We start from the raw sequence: 17,716 nt of genomic DNA, 5'->3' as shown, positions 1-17,716 counted from the left end.
TATATTGTATTCCAGCATAAGGCTAATCTCTCTTGAAAATGTCCCTTGTATATACCTTGTCTTTCACGTCATCCAGACAGGCATCATAGCGGTTGGCGATGATGGCGGCGGATTGCAGCTTGAATGTATCGAGGTCGTTAACAACTTTGCTGCCGAAGAAGGAGTCGCCGTCCGACAAAGTTGGCTCATATATAATAACCGTTGCACCCTTGGCCTTGATGCGTTTCATGATGCCCTGGATGGCCGACTGGCGGAAGTTGTCGGAGTTGCTCTTCATCGTCAGGCGGTACACGCCGATGACCACATCTTTCTCTTTATCGGCATCCCAGCGGGCATTTTCATGGTAATACCCAGTTTTCTGCAGCACGGCGTCGGCGATGTAGTCCTTGCGCGTGCGATTACTCTCAACAATGGCTGACATCATATTTTGGGGCACGTCGGCATAGTTTGCCAGCAACTGCTTTGTGTCCTTGGGCAGACAGTATCCTCCGTAACCGAAGCTCGGGTTGTTGTAGTGCGAACCGATACGCGGATCCAGTCCTACGCCCTCGATGATGGACTGAGAGTCCAGTCCTTTTACCTCGGCGTAGGTGTCCAGTTCATTGAAGTAGCTGACTCGCAGGGCGAGGTAGGTGTTGGCAAAGAGCTTGACTGCCTCTGCCTCTTTCATTCCCATAAACAACGTGTCAATGTCTTCCTTGATTGCTCCTTCTTGTAGCAGTTTGGCAAAAGTCTTGGCATATTCTTCTGCCTCGGGGTTGCCGATGGCTTTGATGGCAGCGTTCTCTTCGTCAAACTCCGATCCTTCTATCATCTTGGGGTAGCCCACGATGATGCGGCTGGGATAGAGGTTGTCGTAGAGGGCTTTGCTCTCGCGCAGGAACTCTGGCGAGAAAAGTAAATTGAAATGCTTGCCCTTCAACTCTGGTTTAAGCAGGAATTGCAAGGCATATTTCTTATAGAGGGAACGGGTATAGCCTACAGGTATGGTGCTCTTGATGACCATCACGGCATCGGGATTGACTTCCAAAACCAGGTCGATGACGTCTTCAATGTGGTGCGTGTCAAAGAAGTTCTTGACGGGGTCGTAGTTGGTGGGAGCTGCGATGATGACAAAGTCGGCATCCTTGTATGCCTCTTTACCATCAAGAGTGGCGGTCAACTGCAACTCCTTTTCGGCGAAGTATTTCTCAATGTATTCGTCCTGGATGGGCGAAACACGGTGGTTGATTTTTTCCACCTTTTCGGGGATGACGTCAACAGCCGTCACACTGTGGTGCTGAGCCAGCAGGGTGGCCATACTGAGACCGACGTAGCCGGTGCCTGCTACGGCAATTTTCAAATCTTTATAGGCTTTCATTGTATGATTATGTTCGGTTTTAAAATGCTCAATACTCCGCTTCCTTAATCCGAGAATAGTTGTAGCGTGAAACCATGAATTACCCGAATAACGTTTTTTACCCCTCTTTCCTCCACACCATCTTATTGACAACGCCGACGTAGCTTTGGATGATCTTGACGACTTTGTTGCTGACGTCGTCGGTGTAGTTGGGCACGGGGATGCCGTGGTTGCCGTCGCGGGTCATGCTGACGGCGAGTTCCACGCTCTGCAGGAGTCCCTTCTCGTCAATGCCGCTGAGGATGAAGCAGGCTTTGTCGAGGGCTTCGGGACGCTCGGTGCTGGTGCGGATGCATACGGCGGAGATGGGTTTGCCGATGGAGGCGTAGAAACTGCTTTCCTCAGGCAGGGTGCCGCTGTCGCTCACCACGCAGAAGGCGTGCATCTGCAGACAGTTGTAGTCGTGGAAGCCTAGGGGCTGCTGTACTTGAACACGCGGGTCAAGTTGGAATCCGCTGGCTTCGAGGCGGTGGCGACTGCGTGGGTGACAACTGTAGAGAATCGGCATGTCATACTTCTCTGCCATCTTGTTGATGGCGGTGAAGAGGCTGAGGAAGTTTTTTTCGGTGTCTATGTTTTCTTCGCGATGGGCTGAGAGGAGGATGTATTTGCCTTTCTCTAGACCTAGGCGTTTGTGCACATCGCTGGCTTCTATCTCTTGCAGGTTTTCGTGAAGTACTTCTGCCATAGGGCTGCCTGTGACGTAGGTACGCTCACGGGGCAGGCCGCACTCGGCTAGGTAGCGGCGTGCGTGCTCGCTGTATGCTAGGTTCACGTCGCTGATGATGTCCACGATTCTACGGTTGGTTTCTTCGGGGAGGCACTCATCCTTGCAGCGGTTGCCTGCTTCCATGTGGAAGATGGGGATGTGCAGGCGCTTGGCTCCTATTACGCTTAGGCAGGAGTTGGTGTCGCCGAGCACGAGCACGGCATCGGGCCGCGTCTGGGCGAAGAGCTTGTAGGAGCAGTTGATGATGTTGCCGCAGGTGGCGCCAAGATCATCGCCTACGGCATCCATATATACTTCGGGTTCTGCGAGCTTGAGGTCGCGGAAGAAGATGCCGTTGAGGTTGTAGTCGTAGTTCTGGCCTGTGTGGGCGAGAATCACATCAAAGTACTTACGGCACTTGTTGATAACGGCGGCAAGGCGGATAATCTCGGGGCGGGTGCCGACGATGATGCAGAGTTTGAGTTTGCCGTTTTCTTGCCAGTGAATGTCAGTATAATCAAACTTCGGTTGCTTTTCCATAAAAATAATTTTAGACAAAAATTTCCATTAATTATCCACAAATTTTATCACAAATTATTTGTCCTCAATATCGTATTCCCAATCAATATCTGAGTCAAATAACAGATTCATATTTTTATCCAAGAGAACACAATGGTTTTCCTCTTCTATAAAGGCATATCGCTCACCTTGAAGGCTACTTGCACCAAAATTTACAAGTATGCCAACAGGCTTTTTTGTTAATCGTAAATAATTGAATAATTGCGCTCGATGTGCAGGATTTAATTCCTTCACACTTTTCAACTCAACAATAATATCTCCGGCAACTAAATCTGCCTTATATTTTTTATCAAGTATATAATGCTTATAATAGCAAGGAATCTCTTTTTCGCGTACGCACTCAATCCCTTGCTCTTTTAGTTCAAGGTATAGTGCCTCCTGATATATCTGCTCCAAAAGCCCCCAATTCAGTTCTGAATGAACCTTCATGGCTGCTCCAATTATCCTATACGCGTCATCTTTGTATTGATCAAAATATTTCATTTCCAAGAATTTATGAAATAATTCGTGGATATTCGTGATAATTCGTGTTCGTCTATTCCTTCACTACCTTATCAAAATAGGTGTCGGGGCGCTGAGGATTGAAAATTTCGTTGCAATACATGACGGTGACGAGGTCCTCGGTGTCGGAGAGGTTGATGATGTTGTGGGTGTAGCCGGGGAGCATCTGCACAGCCTGTATCTTCTCGCCGCTCACTTCGTAGTTCCAGATTTCATCCGTTCCCTCCTTGCGGAGCTGAATAAGGCCATGACCTGATACTACGATAAAGGTTTCCCACTTGCTGTGATGCCAGTGCTCCCCCTTGGTAATGCCCGGCTTGGAGATGTTGATACTCACCTGTCCGCAGTTGAGCGTGTGCATCAGTTCCGTGAAGGAGCCTCTTGCATCCACGTTCATCTTGAGGTCATAGATGGCCTTCTCCTTGGGGAGATAGCTGAGATAGGTGGTCATGAGCTTATATTTCAAGCTGCCCTGGGGCAGTTCAATCATGTTGATGCCGTCCTTGTTGGCGGCTGCATCTGCACACTCATGGATGATGTCAACGATTTCGCCAAGGGTGGTTTTATGGGTGACGGGACAGTAGCAGTAAGCCCCTCCTAAATCCTCCCCTAAATGGGAGGACTTCAGTTCGCAAACAGATTTAATCTGCGAGAGTACGTTCTCCAGATCAAACAGGACTTCTTCATTCTTAAATCGCAATTCGCTATATCCCATCTTCATAAGCTCAGCTGTACGAAGATCGTCAGCATCTCTCTGCTCCGGGGTAGAATGATATCCGCCGTCTAATTCTATGGTAAGATTCAGATCATTGCAGAAGAAATCAACGATGTGGTCTCTGATGATATGCTTTCTGCGGAATTTATGGTCAAGACCCTTCCCTTTAAGCGCTTTCCAGAGAACTTCTTCGGCTTCTGTAGGATTTTTGCGCATGTTCTCAGCATGCTTTTTCAACACATCATAGAGCGTTGGATCTGCTGTGTGTACTCCAAACTTGTCTGCATAGGAGCCCCCCTGCCCTTTAGGGAAGGGGATGGGGGTTAGGCCCGCATACTCGCATCGGTGCTCTTCGCCTTTGAGGGCGCCTATCAGTTCATCGACAAGGTCGTCGATGTAGAGTAGTTCCATCTCCACGCTGCGGTCATTGACCTGGATGGGGAGGTCGTGGGCGATGTTGTGGCAGAAGGTGGCAATGGCTGAATTGTAGTTCGGTCTGCACCACTTGCCGAAGAGGTTCGGGAAGCGATAGACCAATACCTTGGCTCCTGTCTCCTTGCCGTATTCGAACATCAGTTCCTCTCCAGCTTTCTTGCTCTTACCGTATTCGCTTGTTCCGAAACGACCTGCCAGGGTGGCTTGGATGGAGGAACTGATCATGACGGGGCAGTTGTTTTTGTACTTCTTCAACGTATTGAGAAGAGTGGTGGCAAAGCCGAAGTTGCCCTCCATGAACTCCTTCGGGTCCTGAGGACGGTTCACACCTGCCAGGTTGAAGACAAAGTCGCAATCCTTGCACCACTCATCGAGTTGCTCAGGAGTGGAGTCGATGTCGTACTCATAAACGGCATCAATCTTCACGTCGCCATACCAACGTGCCTTGCCTTCCTTTATATTATTGAGTTGGGAGCAGAGGTTTTTGCCGACGAACCCTTTGGCACCCGTTACCAATATCTTCATTGCTGTGCTATTGAACGTTTTTTGAAACATTAATGCTCATGAATTACTCACGAATTGATTCATGAATTTTATATGTCTCACGCAGAATCCGCGGAATATATTAATGACTTATTAATGAGTTAATCAATGAACATTAATGGATGAACTCGTGCGGAATCCGTGGTCCAAGAACTATTCAGAGCGGATGTCGCGGGCTTTGGCACGAGTCTGCAATCCCAAGTCTTCGCGGATGAAGTTGAGTTTCAGGAGCAGTTCCTTCATACCCTCCACATCGAGGCGGCGGGTATTGTGGCTGTGATAGTCTTCCGTACGACTGATGGCATCATCGCCTTCGGTGAAAAACTTGTCGTAGTTAAGGTCACGACTGTCACATGGAATGCGGAAGTAGTTGCCCATGTCCTCAGAGCGGAGCATCTCTTCACGGGTGACGAGTGTCTCGTAGAGTTTCTCACCGTGGCGAGTTCCGATAACCTTCACCTCGGTCTCGCCGTATTTCGGGTCAACCTGGCTATATACTTCCTTCAATGCTTGTGCAAGAACATCGAGCGTTGCTGCCGGTGCTTTCTGTACGAAGAGGTCACCGTTGTTTCCATGTTCAAAGGCATAGATAACGAGGTCAACGGCATCGTCGAGGGTCATCATGTAGCGCGTCATGTTCGGGTCGGTGATGGTGATGGGTTTACCCTCCATCATCTGTTCTACCCAAAGTGGGATTACCGAGCCACGACTTGCCATCACATTACCGTAGCGTGTGCAGCAGATAGTGGTCTTGGCGTTGGGACCAAGGGCACGTCCCTGGGCGATTGCCACTTTCTCCATCATTGCCTTGGAAATACCCATCGCATTGATGGGATAGGCGGCCTTGTCAGTGGAGAGTACCACCACGTTCTTTACCTCATGAGCAATGGCGGAAAGCAGCACATTGTTCGTTCCTTCCACATTGGTGCGTACAGCCTCCATGGGGAAGAACTCGCACGAAGGCACCTGCTTCAAGGCGGCGGCAGCGAATACATAGTCCACGCCCGACATCGCAAAGTCCACGGCCTGACGCTCGCGCACATTGCCAATATAAAACTTCACCTTATGAGCCACATCTGAGCGGTTAGCCTGAAGGAAGTGACGCATATCATCTTGCTTCTTTTCGTCACGACTCAGAATACGAATCTCTTTGATGTCGCTATCGAGGAAGCGACGAAGCACGGCGTTACCAAAACTGCCCGTACCGCCTGTAATCAACAGGACTTTGTCTTTGAAGATGCTCATGTTTATGTATATGAATTGAATTATTTCACTAACTGGATAAGCTCTGTCTCCACCTGTATGGCAGCGGAGAGATTGCATTCTTCAAGGTCAATGAGCAAGTGTTTGTATTTGCTGCCGCGTTTGCTCATCAGGCGACCTTCAAAGCCGTTGAGACGACCACCGATAATGCGTATCTGCTTGCCATAGATCTGCGGTGAGACTTCCTCATAACTGTAGTATTCCACATTGTCAGTCTGTTCAACGGCTTCACGGAACTTCTCGAATTCCTTAGCTCGCACGCTCATTGCCTCATACTGCTTGCCACCACGCACATAGCGGTACTGTAACAGTTCCATCTTCTGGACGATGGGGTCAAGTTCTTCCTTGGACTTATGAACGAAAACAAGGTCGGACATATAGGGAACGAAACGCGCCACACGTTTTCCATGTTCAAGGAATACACGCTGTTTAAGCGGCACGAAGACGCAACCCTCCATCTCAGGCATTGCTTGCAGTTGTTTGTAGGCGGGATTTTTGGCATTCGGACGTGCTAAATCACGCAACACATACCAACGGTCTTCTGACGTTTTTACAGCTCCCATAAAGATAAAGAAGGCAAGCTTAGGAGAGTAAATAATGGAGGATAAGAGTACTTCTTCTATTCCTGCTTATTCTCAATTACTAGTTGAAAAACAGGCAGTTACGCATTTATAATACGAAAGTTTACTCCTAAAGTCAAACTTCCTGTCGACTTGCGATTGCATCTTAACCTTGCATTCTATTTTTATTAAATTATACTTTTTTTCTCTCAATTATCTTCATCCCTTAATAAGAGATGTATCTAATCGCTAGCAAAGGTATGAAAAAAGTTTTCAAACAGGCTAAAATTATATCATTATTTTCACGACGCTCGCAATTCTTTCATTTAAGGGGTGTTCAATAAGTCATGGGATAAGGAACGTTCAAAAGAAAGTGTTTGCGTTTTAGCTGACTTTTTAGTGTCCCTTTTGTCAGTTTCTACATTACATACGCCAAACTATGCACAAAAACTATACAAACCCTACACAAAACCCTACATTCCACTGATTATCAACACGTTTCCCCGTGTATAGTTTGCGCGCAAACTATACACAAACTATACACAAAACCCTACATTGAGAGTCAAAGAGACAAAGAGTCAAAGAGTCAAAAAGTTGGGGAGTCAACGGTCAATAGTCAACGGTCAACGGTCAACGGTCAACGGTCAAAGAGACAAAGAGAGGAAGAGACGAAAGACGAAAGGACGAAAGGACCGCCTTTTTGAAACATTAATGTTCATGAATTATTCACGAATTGACCATGAATTGATTTTTTGAACATGACTGTTCAGAAATTAATGAGAGATTTAAGAAATAATTTCCCTTATACTCTATTTCCTCAGAAAGATTTCCTCCATAGATTTCTATTTGAAAAATATAAAACGTGAAGGAAGGGGGATTGCTAAAGCAAGAAATCTATTTGTGGAAATCTCTTTTTGGGAAATGATTTCCTCATTAAAATTGCCTCCGTGGATTTCTATTTGAAAAATATAAAACGTGAAGGAAGGTTATTGCTAAAGCAAGAAATCTATTTGTGGAAATCTCTTTTAAGACAATTAATGAGCATTAATGGAGAAACAATTCTTGCTGGGAGCGCACCTAGGAAAAATTAGGAGCGCACCTGGGAAAAACTAGGAGCGCACCTAAGTAAAACTAGGAGCGCACCTAGGAAAAACTGGGAGCGCACCTAAGTAAAACTAGGAGCGCACCTAAGTAAAACTAGGAGCGCACCTAGGAAAAACTAGGAGCGCACCTAGGAAAAACTAGGAGCGCACCTAAGTAAAACTAGGAGCGCACCCAGTTAAGATTCCCTTCCTCAAATTTTAATTTGCCTTCCTCAAATTTTTCTTTCCCTTCCTCAAATTATTATTTGCCTTCCTCAAATTTTAATTTCCCTTCTTCAAATTTTTATTTGCCTTCCCCTAATTTTTCCTAGCCTTCCCATAGTTTTTCCTAGCCTTCCCATAGTTTTTCCTAGCCTTCCCATAGTTTTTCCTAGCCTTCCCCTAGTTTTTCTTAGCCTTCCCCTAATTTCACTTAGGTGCGCTCCTAAGTAAAACTGCGCGCCGCCATCTTCGCGGGCGTACAGCCCTCCAGGCTAATCTTTCCTTGCCTTCTGCTATCCCCGGGCGTCGCCCGGGGTTACTCACAGTATAGCCCTCCAGGCTAAGATACTTTTGCTGCACAGGTGACAACGCCAGCAAGTGTGGGTACGCTGCGCTTCATGTCTTAGGAGGAGGATAAGACCAGCAAGGCTATCCAGCCTGGAAGGCTGTACTGTGAGTAACCGGGGGCAACGCCCCCGGACAGCGTCAACTCCCTCAGTGTCAGCCTGGAAGGCTATACGCCCGCGAAGATGGCGGCGGTAGCCGCAGCGCCTCCCTTATCACGTCACTTTCCCTTTAAAATCGGGGTCTGGGTGCGCACCCAGTTAAAACTTGATGCCAACTTAAAGCGGCTCGCGCCGCCATCTTCGCGGGCGTACAGCCCTCCAGGCTAATCTTTCCTTGCCTCCTGCTATCCCCGGGCGTTGCCCGAGGTTACTCACAGTACAGCCCTCCAGGCTAAACCCCTCCCTCCCACTCTTTCTCTCTTTGTCTCTTTGTCTTTTAGTCTCTTCCTCTCTTTGTCTCCAAAACAAGACCCCCATGTGCGGTGCATCAGCGCCGCAACAAAGCCCTTCCCTTTAGGGAGGGGTTGGGGTAGGCCCTGTCTCTTAGTCTCTTAGTCTCTTAGTCTTTTAGTCTCTTTATCTCCCCCACTCTTTGACTCTTTGTCTCTTTGTCTCCATGTATGCTTCATGTATAGTTTGTGTATAGTTTGCGGGCAAACTATACACACCGCAACGCACTAAATATCAGCGGAATGTATGATTCAATGTATAGTTTGCATAGTTTTTTTCGCACTCCCTTTTTATGTCGAATGGGGTTGTACCAGCGAACCGCGCACAAACCCTACATTCCTTACCGCCATCGCTCCCTGTTCTTCCTCCATGAACTTAAAAATAAAACACAAAAAATAAACCCCGAAACACTTGCATTTCGCGGCTAAATTTATTACCTTCGCACTCAGATAACAGAAGCGACGTGAATGGTCAGGACGCAGGAAAACTTGCGGATAGTATCTTCTGTTAGATCAACTACAACAATCTACTGCATGAGAGGGCTCCAAAAACAAAACACCGGCACTGAATGTCGGCGTACGCTAACTATTTATTATTTTCATTATGGCAAACACTACCCTCAAACAACAGCAGGCATTTTCAAACCAGGAAGAAAATGCACACACACCGTTTGAACTCTTTCAGCAGTTCATCTCCAACCCCAAGATGATGCAAATGTTCCTCTCGCCCAAAACGGGCGAAGCACTCAGCGTCCTCAGCGAGTTTTTCCAAAACGCCAACCCAAAAGCGGACGAAAATGCCGAAGCGAAAACCAACGCCGGCGTCAAATACATCACCCCGCAACAAGTGGAAGATGAGGTACTTAAGAATTGGGAAGTACGGTTCAACGTCATGACGCAGCACCCCGAGGTGCGGAACAGGAAAGACCCCGAGGCGCGGTTGAAACCCATGAGCGTGCGTGCCCACAATTCCATCGTGCGCAGCGTGCAGCAGACCTATCCCAACTGTTTCCGCAGCAGTATTGATGCCTATCTCTTGTCCGAGGACGTACCCGAGTTCCACCCCCTGCGTGCCTATCTCACCTCCCTGCCCGAGTGGGACGGTCGCGACCGCGTCGGCGAACTGGCAGCGCGTGTCTCCCGTGACGACCTCTGGCAGCGCGTTTTCCGCCGCTGGCTACGCGGTGCGGTGAAGGGCTGGCTCAGCGAGCAAGATTCCATGGTAGTGTTTGATTGTCAGATTGCTCCGCTGTTGGTCAGCGAGCGTCAGGGCATGGGAAAAAGTACGTTCTGCCGCATGCTTCTGCCGTCCTGTCTGCGCTCCTATTTCACCGACAAGTTCGACCTCACGGCAGACGCCAAGTCCGAACTTTATCTGGGAAAATATGCGCTCATCAACATGGACGAGTTCGACCGCTATTCCGAGCGTCAGATGGCTACGCTGAAGAACCTCATGCAGTTGACGGAGGTCAAGGTACAGAAAGGGCGCAGCCAGGTGGCGATGCAGATGACGCGCACGGCGGCATTCATCGGTACGTCGAACATGACGGAACTCCTGACCGACCCGACGGGTTCGCGTCGTTTCTTCTGCCAGATAGTGGAAGCCCCCATCACGCGTGAACCGATTGAGCATGAGCAACTTTACGCCCAGGTAGTGGCAGAGATTCGCCACGGCGAACCGACCTTTTTCAGCCATGAGGAGGAGGCAGAGATTGAGGAACACAACCGTTCTTTCTATCGTCAATCTCCTCTGGCAGAGGCATTTCACCGTTCCTTCACTTTTGCGGAGGACGACGACAACGCGCAGTGGGTTTCTGCCACTGAAATCTTCGAGACCTTGAAGCGTGACTCTCGCCGCGCCCTGCAGGGCTTGAAAATGACGGGCTTAGGTCGTCAGTTGCGCCGCATGGGTATCCCCAAGAAGCGCACCGCCCAGGGCATGTTCTATGGAGTGAAGAAACTGGAGAAACCCGCTGAAGCAGAGGTGGAGAAAGTGAAAGTGGAGGTCGCTGAGAAGGAGTTCTCGCAGAGTTCTGAGAAAAAATTCTCGCAGATTTCGCAGATTCCGCAGAGTACTGAGAAGGAGTTCTCGCGGAGTCCGCAGTGTCCGCAGAGGGCAGAGAAAAATTTCTCGCAGATTTCACAGATTCCGCAGAGTTCAGAGAAGGTGTTCTCGCAGAGTCCGCAGATTCCGCAGATTTCTGAGAATCCGGAAGAGTCGCAAGATTCCTTTGATACGTTTGGTTCGTATTCAGAAAGCAAATTAACGCCTCATCAACGCCCCGATTAACGAGCACTATTCATTTCCCCGCCATTTGGGAGGACGACTGTGCGCCTGCAAGAAAACTTCATTATATGTTTCTGTAGGGCTTTGCCGCCCAATCCCACACATCCAACGCATTTGTTATCAAGTTGCTTACAAAGATGTGTGTAGGGATTGTGCAGAAAAAATGAACCTCTAAATAAGGTATAAAGTGCGGAGCGTGCCCTTATTCTTTTGCCCCAGTCCCAAATTTGTTACACTTGTTTTAAATCTGCAAAGCGGAAGTTGCATTAAACTATTTTATGTATTTTTGCAAGCGGTAGCGGTTTCCGCGACCTGCAAACAAGACCAAGAACATATTACATACCATATAAAGGAAATTCCCTCGTAGTTACAAAGGCTTTGGTCAGCCGCAGGTGCTACTTGGAAGTTTCTTGTTTTATGAGGCGGACAATTCATATTTCAGATTACCAATTATGAACGATAAGAATGAAGTGTTTTGCTATTCAAACGTAAAGGATGCCAAAATTCTTTTGGGGGCATATCGCAGCGAGAAAGACCAACTTTCCTGGATAGTTGGTCAGAAAACGCATAGATATGAAAAGCTATATAACGTGCGATTAAATAACGATATATTCTCTACACGAAATGGTGGGATTGTGTCGTCCACGAAGCCCGATTATATCCTAATTTACGATACTGCAAACCCAAAGGTAGGTTATCACCTGTTTCCTTGTATTTCTCAAAGCATCAAACGCGAAGATGAAATGCAGGTGTTGAAATACCCCACACCGCATGGTGACTATATGGTCTATTTGCTTGGGGATGAAATTCAAGCAGAGGCTGTAGATATACCACGACTCATGGAAGAAGTAGAACAAATAAATCCAGGACGTGCCAAACATTCGCCAACGATTATTTGTGGAGCCGATGTTGCAGAGGTTGCTAAGCCGCAATCCCCACTACCGGCTTTGGCATCTATTCAGCACCGTAAGGTTCTACGAATTATAGACTTGTTTGCCGGTATTGGTGGTATAAGAAAAGGTGTAGAACAAGCTGCTGCGGAAAGAGGAATTGAAACGGTTTGTGTCTTTACCTCAGAGATTAAGAGTCATGCCATCAAGGTGCTGCAAGAAAACCACCCGGCCGAAACCATTCACGGCGATATTACCAAGGTTTCAACTAATGAAATTCCCGACTTTGACATTCTATGTGCCGGCTTTCCTTGTCAGGCATTCAGTGCTGCCGGAAAGAGACAGGGATTTGCCGATACACGCGGTACAATGTTCTTTGAAGTTGAACGTATTCTACGAGACAAAAAACCACAGGGTTTTATCCTTGAAAACGTGGAAGGACTGGTCAACCACGATGGTGGACGCACGCTTGAAGTAATTACGCAACGGCTGAGGGATTTGGGCTATCAATTTGACTACCGCGTGTTAAACTCCAAATTCTTTGGTGTTCCGCAGGAACGTAAACGTATCTATATCGTAGGCAGTCTGCAAACCACTCCCAATTTGGACAACTTCCCAGTCGTAGAATGTACCTTGTCGAGTATTCTTGAAAGCGGACAGCCAACCACCGATACTCCTTTTGTCAGAAACCTTCTCAGGCATTTTAAGGTTGAGGAACTTTATGGTAAATCCATCAAGGACAAACGAGGCGGTGACACCAACATTCATAGTTGGGATTTGGGTGTCAAAGGCGAGGTCACCAAAGAAGAGAAAAAACTGCTTGACAAAATCTTGACCGAAAGGCGCAAAAAGAAATGGGCTGAAATCATCGGTATTGACTGGATGGACGGAATGCCCTTGACAAAGGAGCAGATTCGCACCTTCTACGAGCACCCAAATTTGGAGGAAATGCTCAACAACCTTAGCGAAAAGGGCTACCTAAAATTCGAGCATCCCAAAAAACTCATACGCGAGAAAGTTGGCAACGTAACTACAACGCGCCGCGAACCCGACACTTCAAAACCCAAAGGTTACAACATCGTTGCAGGAAAACTCAGTTTTGAAATTAACAAGGTGCTTTCTCCCAATGAGATTGCCCCCACCCTTGTTGCAATGGATATGCAAAAGCTTTACGTTGGCGACAATGGAGGTCTGCGCCGTCTAACTTTAAGAGAAGGACTGCGGCTTTGTGGTTACCCAGACGATATGCCTTTCAACGTAAGTGAGAAGGACGGCTTTGACTTACTGGGCAACACAGTCGTTGTACCCGTCATTAAAGCAGTAGCAGCACGCCTCTTAGATAATATAGAAATTATCAACTAATACCCTAATACAATGAAACTAACAGCAGAAGAAATCTACCATAAACTCAAAAGCGACTTCAAATTTATCGGTGCTGATGGCTATATACGCTTCAACCTTCGCGACTACGACATCGTTGTGGAACAGAACAATGTGGTCGGTAATATCCTTGAAGAGTGGTTGGCAAAATGGTTGGTTAGCGAAGGCATCGAGAATGTTCACAATCAAAGGCAGGCATCACCCGACTTTTGGCTTGACAAGGAAAAGTCTAACGAGGGATGGTTAGAAGTCAAGTCGTTCATCGGCTCTCCAAACTTTGATATTGGCGCATTCCGCAGCTACATCAATGAAATTATAGACCATCCTTGGAAACTTCATGCAAAGTATCTCCTCATCAAATACAACATGGAAGAGAACGGCGGATTGGTTATCATTGAGGACTTTTGGCTGAAAAATGTGTGGGAAATCGCTTGTACAAGTTCTGCTTGGCCCTTGAAGGTACAATGCAAGCGTGGCGTGATTAACAATATCCGTCCTGCAACTTGGTATTCTGAGCGTTCTGATTTCCGTCCGTTTGACTGCTTGGAAGATTTCCTTGCCGCATTGGAACAGACCATTTACAAGTATCACGACACAAACAATTTAGCAGACCATTGGAGCGAACGACTTTGCGATAGTTATTTCAAATACTATGGCAAAAGACTTAATCTACCACGATGGATGGATGTTAAGCATAAATATTTGAAGGATTAGAATCTATGAAACTCGGGAAAATAAAACGCATCACTGACCTGCGGTCTATTTGGCCGCACGAAGCCAACGACTTTACCAAGTGGCTGGCGGATGAGCACAACCTCACCAAATTGGGCGAGGAAATTGGCATTGAGTTGGAACTCGAAGAGCGTGAATCGTCAGTTGGCAACTTCAATGTGGACCTCTATGCCAAAGAAGAGGGTACGGGACGCAAGGTGATCATTGAAAACCAACTTGAAGAAACCGACCACGACCACTTGGGCAAACTCATCACCTACGCCTCGGGCAAGGGGGCAGAGGTGGTGGTATGGGTGGTGAAGCACGCCCGCGATGAACACCGCCAAGCCATCGAATGGCTGAACCAACATACCGACACCGACCTCGGATTCTTTCTCGTGGAGATTGAATTGTGGCAGATTGATGACTCCGCCATTGCCCCGAAGTTCAGCGTCATTGAACGCCCGAACGACTGGGGCAAACAGATGAAGAGCGTGGCTGGTTTGAACAATACCGAGCAGATACAACTCGCCTTTTGGCAGAAGTTTAACGACACGATGAACGCCAGCCCCGACTTCACCAAGCACTTCAAGACGCGCAAAGCCCAGCCGCAGAATTGGTACGACATCAGCGTTGGCAGCTCCGAATATCATCTTTGCTTCACGGCCAGCATCCAAAAGAAGCATATGAGTTGCGGCATCTACATTCCCGACAACAAAGAACTCTTCCACCTCTTCGAGGCGCACAAGGCCGACTTTGAGGCACAATTTGGCAAAGGCATCGAATGGGTAGAAGCATCCAAAGCCACACGCATCAACATCTTTGAACCCTTTGACGTTTCCGACCAAGAGCAATGGGCCACAGCCTATGCCTGGTACTTGGAAAATGCCATCAAGTTCAAACTTATTGCCAAAAGTATCGACAAATAAACTGCTTGCTATGAAACGAATTATTTTAATAATATTGGTCAGTCTATCATCTTTGTATATATATGGCCAAAATGATAAGTTCTCTACGTATGCTGAGATGGTTGGTAAGGAGGTAACTTTCTATGATGCTGCCCAACAAATCAAGGTTCTTGGTAAATTCCTTTTTGTCAAGAATGAAAAAGGTAAATTAGTTGCAGTCAAGGACGTAACCCCTTTTCAATCAATACAGAATGGAGAATGTTTCCACGTTAATCAGATGGTAACAATCAAAGATAAACAATACTTGGAATGTTCATCTGCCAACGAAACGATTTACTTTCTTGTGTCTGAAAATAAGTTGCGTCAGATTTGAATGACATTTTCGAGGTCAGATTTTCACCCGAAGAAGGAGCATAGCCATAGCCATGTGACTGATGAGGGAGGATATATGGACCGAAAAGATTTTCAAAGATGATGCAGGTTATTTTTTAAAGATTACTATACTCTATTTCCTCAGAAAGATTTCCTCCATAGATTTCTATTTGAAAAATATAAAACGTGAAAGGGGATTGCTAAAGCAAGAAATCTATTTGTGGAAATCTCTTTTTGGGAAATGATTTCCTCATTAAAATTTCCTCAATAGATTTCTATTTGAAATATATATATTTGAAAAATATAAAACGTGAAGGTCTTATTTACATTCCAAAGGTAAACACGCGCCCCCGTCTCCTGTGTGGAAGACGGGGGCGTGCGTTAGAATGAAATGTCTGGAATCAGACTTTGGGATTTTCGTTTCACACGGTGGGCACGGTGGTGGCGGTGCTTTTGCGTGAAGACGCTACGTTTTCGTGGGCTTGTTTCATCTGTATCTCTCTACCTTTCGCATCGTAGAACTCGTACTGTAGGAAGGCGAGTTGTTGGTTGGGAATAATCTGGAAGCGGAAGCCGTAGCGCAGGTGCCAAAGGCGAAGGATGCTGAAGACGCCTTGTTCCAGATAGGCAGCCACGAAGGGGTGCACATAGAGTCTGAAGCGAGTGATGCGCAGGTCGCACACGAGCATTCTGATTTTCTCTTCCAGTGTGTCGGTGAAGAGGAGGCTGGATTTGATGACGCCGGTTCCTCCGCAGGTGGGGCAGGATTCATCGACTTCGACGTTCATGGCGGGTCTCACTCTTTGTCTCGTGATTTGCATGAGCCCGAATTTTGAGAGCGGAAGGATGCTGTGGCGTGCACGGTCTTTTCTGAGATTTTCAACCATGCGCTCGTAGAGTTTCTGTCGGTTTTCGGGCACATCCATGTCAATGAAATCGACGACGATGATGCCTCCCATGTCTCGGAGTCGGAGTTGTCTGGCGATTTCGTCGGCTGCTCCGAGATTCACGTCAAGTGCATTGGTCTCTTGTCCTTCCGCAGATTTGGAGCGATTTCCGCTGTTGACGTCAATCACGTGGAGCGCTTCGGTTTGTTCGATGACGAGATAGGCTCCGTGTTTGTAGGTGACGCTGCGCCCGAAGGACGTTTTGATTTGTTTGGTGACAGAAAAGTTGTCGAAGATGGGAACGTTTCCTTTGTAGAGTTTCACGATGTCTGCACTTTCCGGGGCGATGAGCGAGACATATCCCTTCACTTCTTCAAAGACGTGAGGGTCGTTGATATAGACATTCTCAAAGGTTGGATTCAGCAGGTCTCGAAGCAGTGCCACGGTTCGACCGGTTTCTTCGTAGGTCAGGAGGGGCAGTTTTTGCGACTCTTGTCTTGCGGTGCGCACTTTCTCGATGACGCTTTCCCATCTTTTCACCAGCACCTTCAACTCGTTGTCCAGTTCAGCCACTCTCTTTCCTTCTGCCACGGTTCGGATGATGACACCGAAACCGTGAGGTTTGATGTTTCTCACGAGTTGCTTGAGACGTGCTCGCTCGGCAGAAGATTTGATTTTGGTGGATACAGAGATTTTGTCTGTGAAGGGAATGAGCACGAGGAAACGTCCTGCGAAGGAGAACTCACAAGTGAGGCGCGGGCCTTTTGTGTTGATGGGTTCCTTGATGACTTGAACGAGGAGTTCCTGTCCGACCTTGAGCGTGTTTTGAATGCTTCCTTCTCTGTTGAAGTCCGGTTCTTTGAGAACTTTCTCGAGAGAGACATTCTTGGAACCATTCCCGAGCAGTTCAAGATATTTCTCAAGTGCGTGATAGCGGGGTCCCAAGTCAAGATAGTGCAGGAAGGCGTCGCGTTCAAACCCTACGTTGACGAAACAAGCATTGAGTCCGGGCATGAGTTTCCGAACCTTAGCCAAGTAGATGTTGCCGACGGAGAAGTGCTCCTCGCGTGCTTCGCGCTGGAATTCGACCAGCCTTTGGTCCTCGAGCAGTGCGATGGAGACTGTCTTTGGCGAGACATCCACAATAACTTCGCTTGTCATTCAGAGTTGATTGTAAGGAGTGAAAATGAATAAGGTTGTTCCAAGACCATTGTCGTTCGCGATGAGTTTTTCTGAGAGGTTCTTCTTCAACGAGTTGTACTATAAATCACGGGATAAGGAACGTTCAAAAGAAAGTGCTTACCGTTTTCGACCTAATTTTTAGACCCCCCTTGAAAGAAAGTCCGTCAGTTTTTGAACTCTCGCGGGAACACCATAAAAAAATAGCAAAAAACGGCGGGTAAACGGTGGTTAGGTTTTCTGTCACACAAGATGAATGACCGAAACCAATGAACAAGCCCCGTTTACTCGCCGTATC

12 protein-coding genes are annotated in these 17,716 nt (G+C 47.4%); 5 read left to right on the top strand and 7 right to left on the bottom strand.

The genetic code is table 11. The annotated features are described in order from the left end of the window. Positions 1-22 precede the first annotated feature (22 nt). From I6E40_RS01630 to I6E40_RS01605, 6 genes are all read right to left on the bottom strand, one after another. Positions 23-1,360 carry a UDP binding domain-containing protein gene (locus I6E40_RS01630; RefSeq protein ID WP_235385107.1) on the bottom strand — a complete coding sequence of 446 codons (1,338 nt, stop codon included), beginning with the start codon at positions 1,358-1,360 and terminating at the stop codon, positions 23-25. 97 nt (positions 1,361-1,457) lie between these two features. Then, positions 1,458-2,648 carry a non-hydrolyzing UDP-N-acetylglucosamine 2-epimerase gene (gene wecB / locus I6E40_RS01625; protein ID WP_235385106.1) on the bottom strand — a complete coding sequence of 397 codons (1,191 nt, stop codon included), beginning with the start codon at positions 2,646-2,648 and terminating at the stop codon, positions 1,458-1,460. Between the two features lie 54 nt (positions 2,649-2,702). After that, a complete protein-coding gene (locus I6E40_RS01620; protein ID WP_235385105.1) occupies positions 2,703-3,170 on the bottom strand; it encodes a GxxExxY protein in 468 nt (155 codons plus the stop codon). A 52-nt stretch (positions 3,171-3,222) separates the two neighbouring features. Then, complete coding sequence (locus I6E40_RS11000; protein ID WP_235385104.1) at positions 3,223-4,863, bottom strand: DUF559 domain-containing protein; 1,641 nt, start codon at positions 4,861-4,863, stop codon at positions 3,223-3,225. Positions 4,864-5,034: 171 nt separating this feature from the next. Continuing rightward, positions 5,035-6,126 (bottom strand): polysaccharide biosynthesis protein, encoded by a 1,092-nt coding sequence (locus tag I6E40_RS01610; RefSeq protein WP_235385103.1) that lies wholly within the window; start codon positions 6,124-6,126, stop codon positions 5,035-5,037. A 20-nt stretch (positions 6,127-6,146) separates the two neighbouring features. After that, positions 6,147-6,707 carry a UpxY family transcription antiterminator gene (locus I6E40_RS01605; protein ID WP_235385102.1) on the bottom strand — a complete coding sequence of 187 codons (561 nt, stop codon included), beginning with the start codon at positions 6,705-6,707 and terminating at the stop codon, positions 6,147-6,149. A gap of 2,701 nt (positions 6,708-9,408) precedes the next feature. Between I6E40_RS01605 and I6E40_RS01600 the strand changes: the two genes are divergently transcribed. From I6E40_RS01600 to I6E40_RS01580, 5 genes are all read left to right on the top strand, one after another. Then, positions 9,409-11,094, top strand: a complete 1,686-nt coding sequence (locus tag I6E40_RS01600) for a VapE domain-containing protein (RefSeq protein WP_235385101.1) — start codon at positions 9,409-9,411, stop codon at positions 11,092-11,094. Positions 11,095-11,543: 449 nt separating this feature from the next. Beyond that, the gene (gene dcm, locus I6E40_RS01595; protein ID WP_235385100.1) at positions 11,544-13,343 is read left to right on the top strand and encodes a DNA (cytosine-5-)-methyltransferase; all 1,800 of its coding nucleotides are present in this window, start codon (positions 11,544-11,546) and stop codon (positions 13,341-13,343) included. 12 nt (positions 13,344-13,355) lie between these two features. Then, the gene (locus tag I6E40_RS01590; RefSeq protein ID WP_235385099.1) at positions 13,356-14,075 is read left to right on the top strand and encodes an NgoBV family restriction endonuclease; all 720 of its coding nucleotides are present in this window, start codon (positions 13,356-13,358) and stop codon (positions 14,073-14,075) included. A 5-nt stretch (positions 14,076-14,080) separates the two neighbouring features. Continuing rightward, on the top strand, positions 14,081-15,001 hold the full coding sequence (locus I6E40_RS01585) for a DUF4268 domain-containing protein (protein ID WP_235385098.1): 921 nt from the start codon (positions 14,081-14,083) through the stop codon (positions 14,999-15,001). Positions 15,002-15,011: 10 nt separating this feature from the next. Next, positions 15,012-15,353: a hypothetical protein gene (locus I6E40_RS01580; RefSeq protein WP_235385097.1), complete on the top strand. Its 342-nt coding sequence runs from the start codon at positions 15,012-15,014 to the stop codon at positions 15,351-15,353. Between the two features lie 421 nt (positions 15,354-15,774). Here I6E40_RS01580 and I6E40_RS01575 read toward each other — a convergent pair whose 3' ends face one another. Beyond that, positions 15,775-17,400 carry a ribonuclease E/G gene (locus I6E40_RS01575; RefSeq protein ID WP_235385096.1) on the bottom strand — a complete coding sequence of 542 codons (1,626 nt, stop codon included), beginning with the start codon at positions 17,398-17,400 and terminating at the stop codon, positions 15,775-15,777. Between the last annotated feature and the right edge of the window lie 316 nt (positions 17,401-17,716).

The sequence above is a fragment of the Prevotellamassilia timonensis genome (assembly GCF_021531665.1).
Lineage (GTDB): Bacteria > Bacteroidota > Bacteroidia > Bacteroidales > Bacteroidaceae > Alloprevotella.
This window is presented reverse-complemented; position numbering and strand designations above follow the sequence as displayed.

Excerpts from the sequence above, each read along its gene's own strand:
- I6E40_RS01630 (WP_235385107.1), bottom strand. The coding sequence starts at position 1,360 with ATGAAAGCCTATAAAGATTTGAAAATTGCCGTAGCAGGCACCGGCTAC.
- wecB (WP_235385106.1), bottom strand. The coding sequence starts at position 2,648 with ATGGAAAAGCAACCGAAGTTTGATTATACTGACATTCACTGGCAAGAA.
- I6E40_RS01620 (WP_235385105.1), bottom strand. The coding sequence starts at position 3,170 with ATGAAATATTTTGATCAATACAAAGATGACGCGTATAGGATAATTGGA.
- I6E40_RS11000 (WP_235385104.1), bottom strand. The coding sequence starts at position 4,863 with ATGAAGATATTGGTAACGGGTGCCAAAGGGTTCGTCGGCAAAAACCTC.
- I6E40_RS01610 (WP_235385103.1), bottom strand. The coding sequence starts at position 6,126 with ATGAGCATCTTCAAAGACAAAGTCCTGTTGATTACAGGCGGTACGGGC.
- I6E40_RS01605 (WP_235385102.1), bottom strand. The coding sequence starts at position 6,707 with ATGGGAGCTGTAAAAACGTCAGAAGACCGTTGGTATGTGTTGCGTGAT.
- I6E40_RS01600 (WP_235385101.1), top strand. The coding sequence starts at position 9,409 with ATGGCAAACACTACCCTCAAACAACAGCAGGCATTTTCAAACCAGGAA.
- dcm (WP_235385100.1), top strand. The coding sequence starts at position 11,544 with ATGAACGATAAGAATGAAGTGTTTTGCTATTCAAACGTAAAGGATGCC.
- I6E40_RS01590 (WP_235385099.1), top strand. The coding sequence starts at position 13,356 with ATGAAACTAACAGCAGAAGAAATCTACCATAAACTCAAAAGCGACTTC.
- I6E40_RS01585 (WP_235385098.1), top strand. The coding sequence starts at position 14,081 with ATGAAACTCGGGAAAATAAAACGCATCACTGACCTGCGGTCTATTTGG.
- I6E40_RS01580 (WP_235385097.1), top strand. The coding sequence starts at position 15,012 with ATGAAACGAATTATTTTAATAATATTGGTCAGTCTATCATCTTTGTAT.
- I6E40_RS01575 (WP_235385096.1), bottom strand. The coding sequence starts at position 17,400 with ATGACAAGCGAAGTTATTGTGGATGTCTCGCCAAAGACAGTCTCCATC.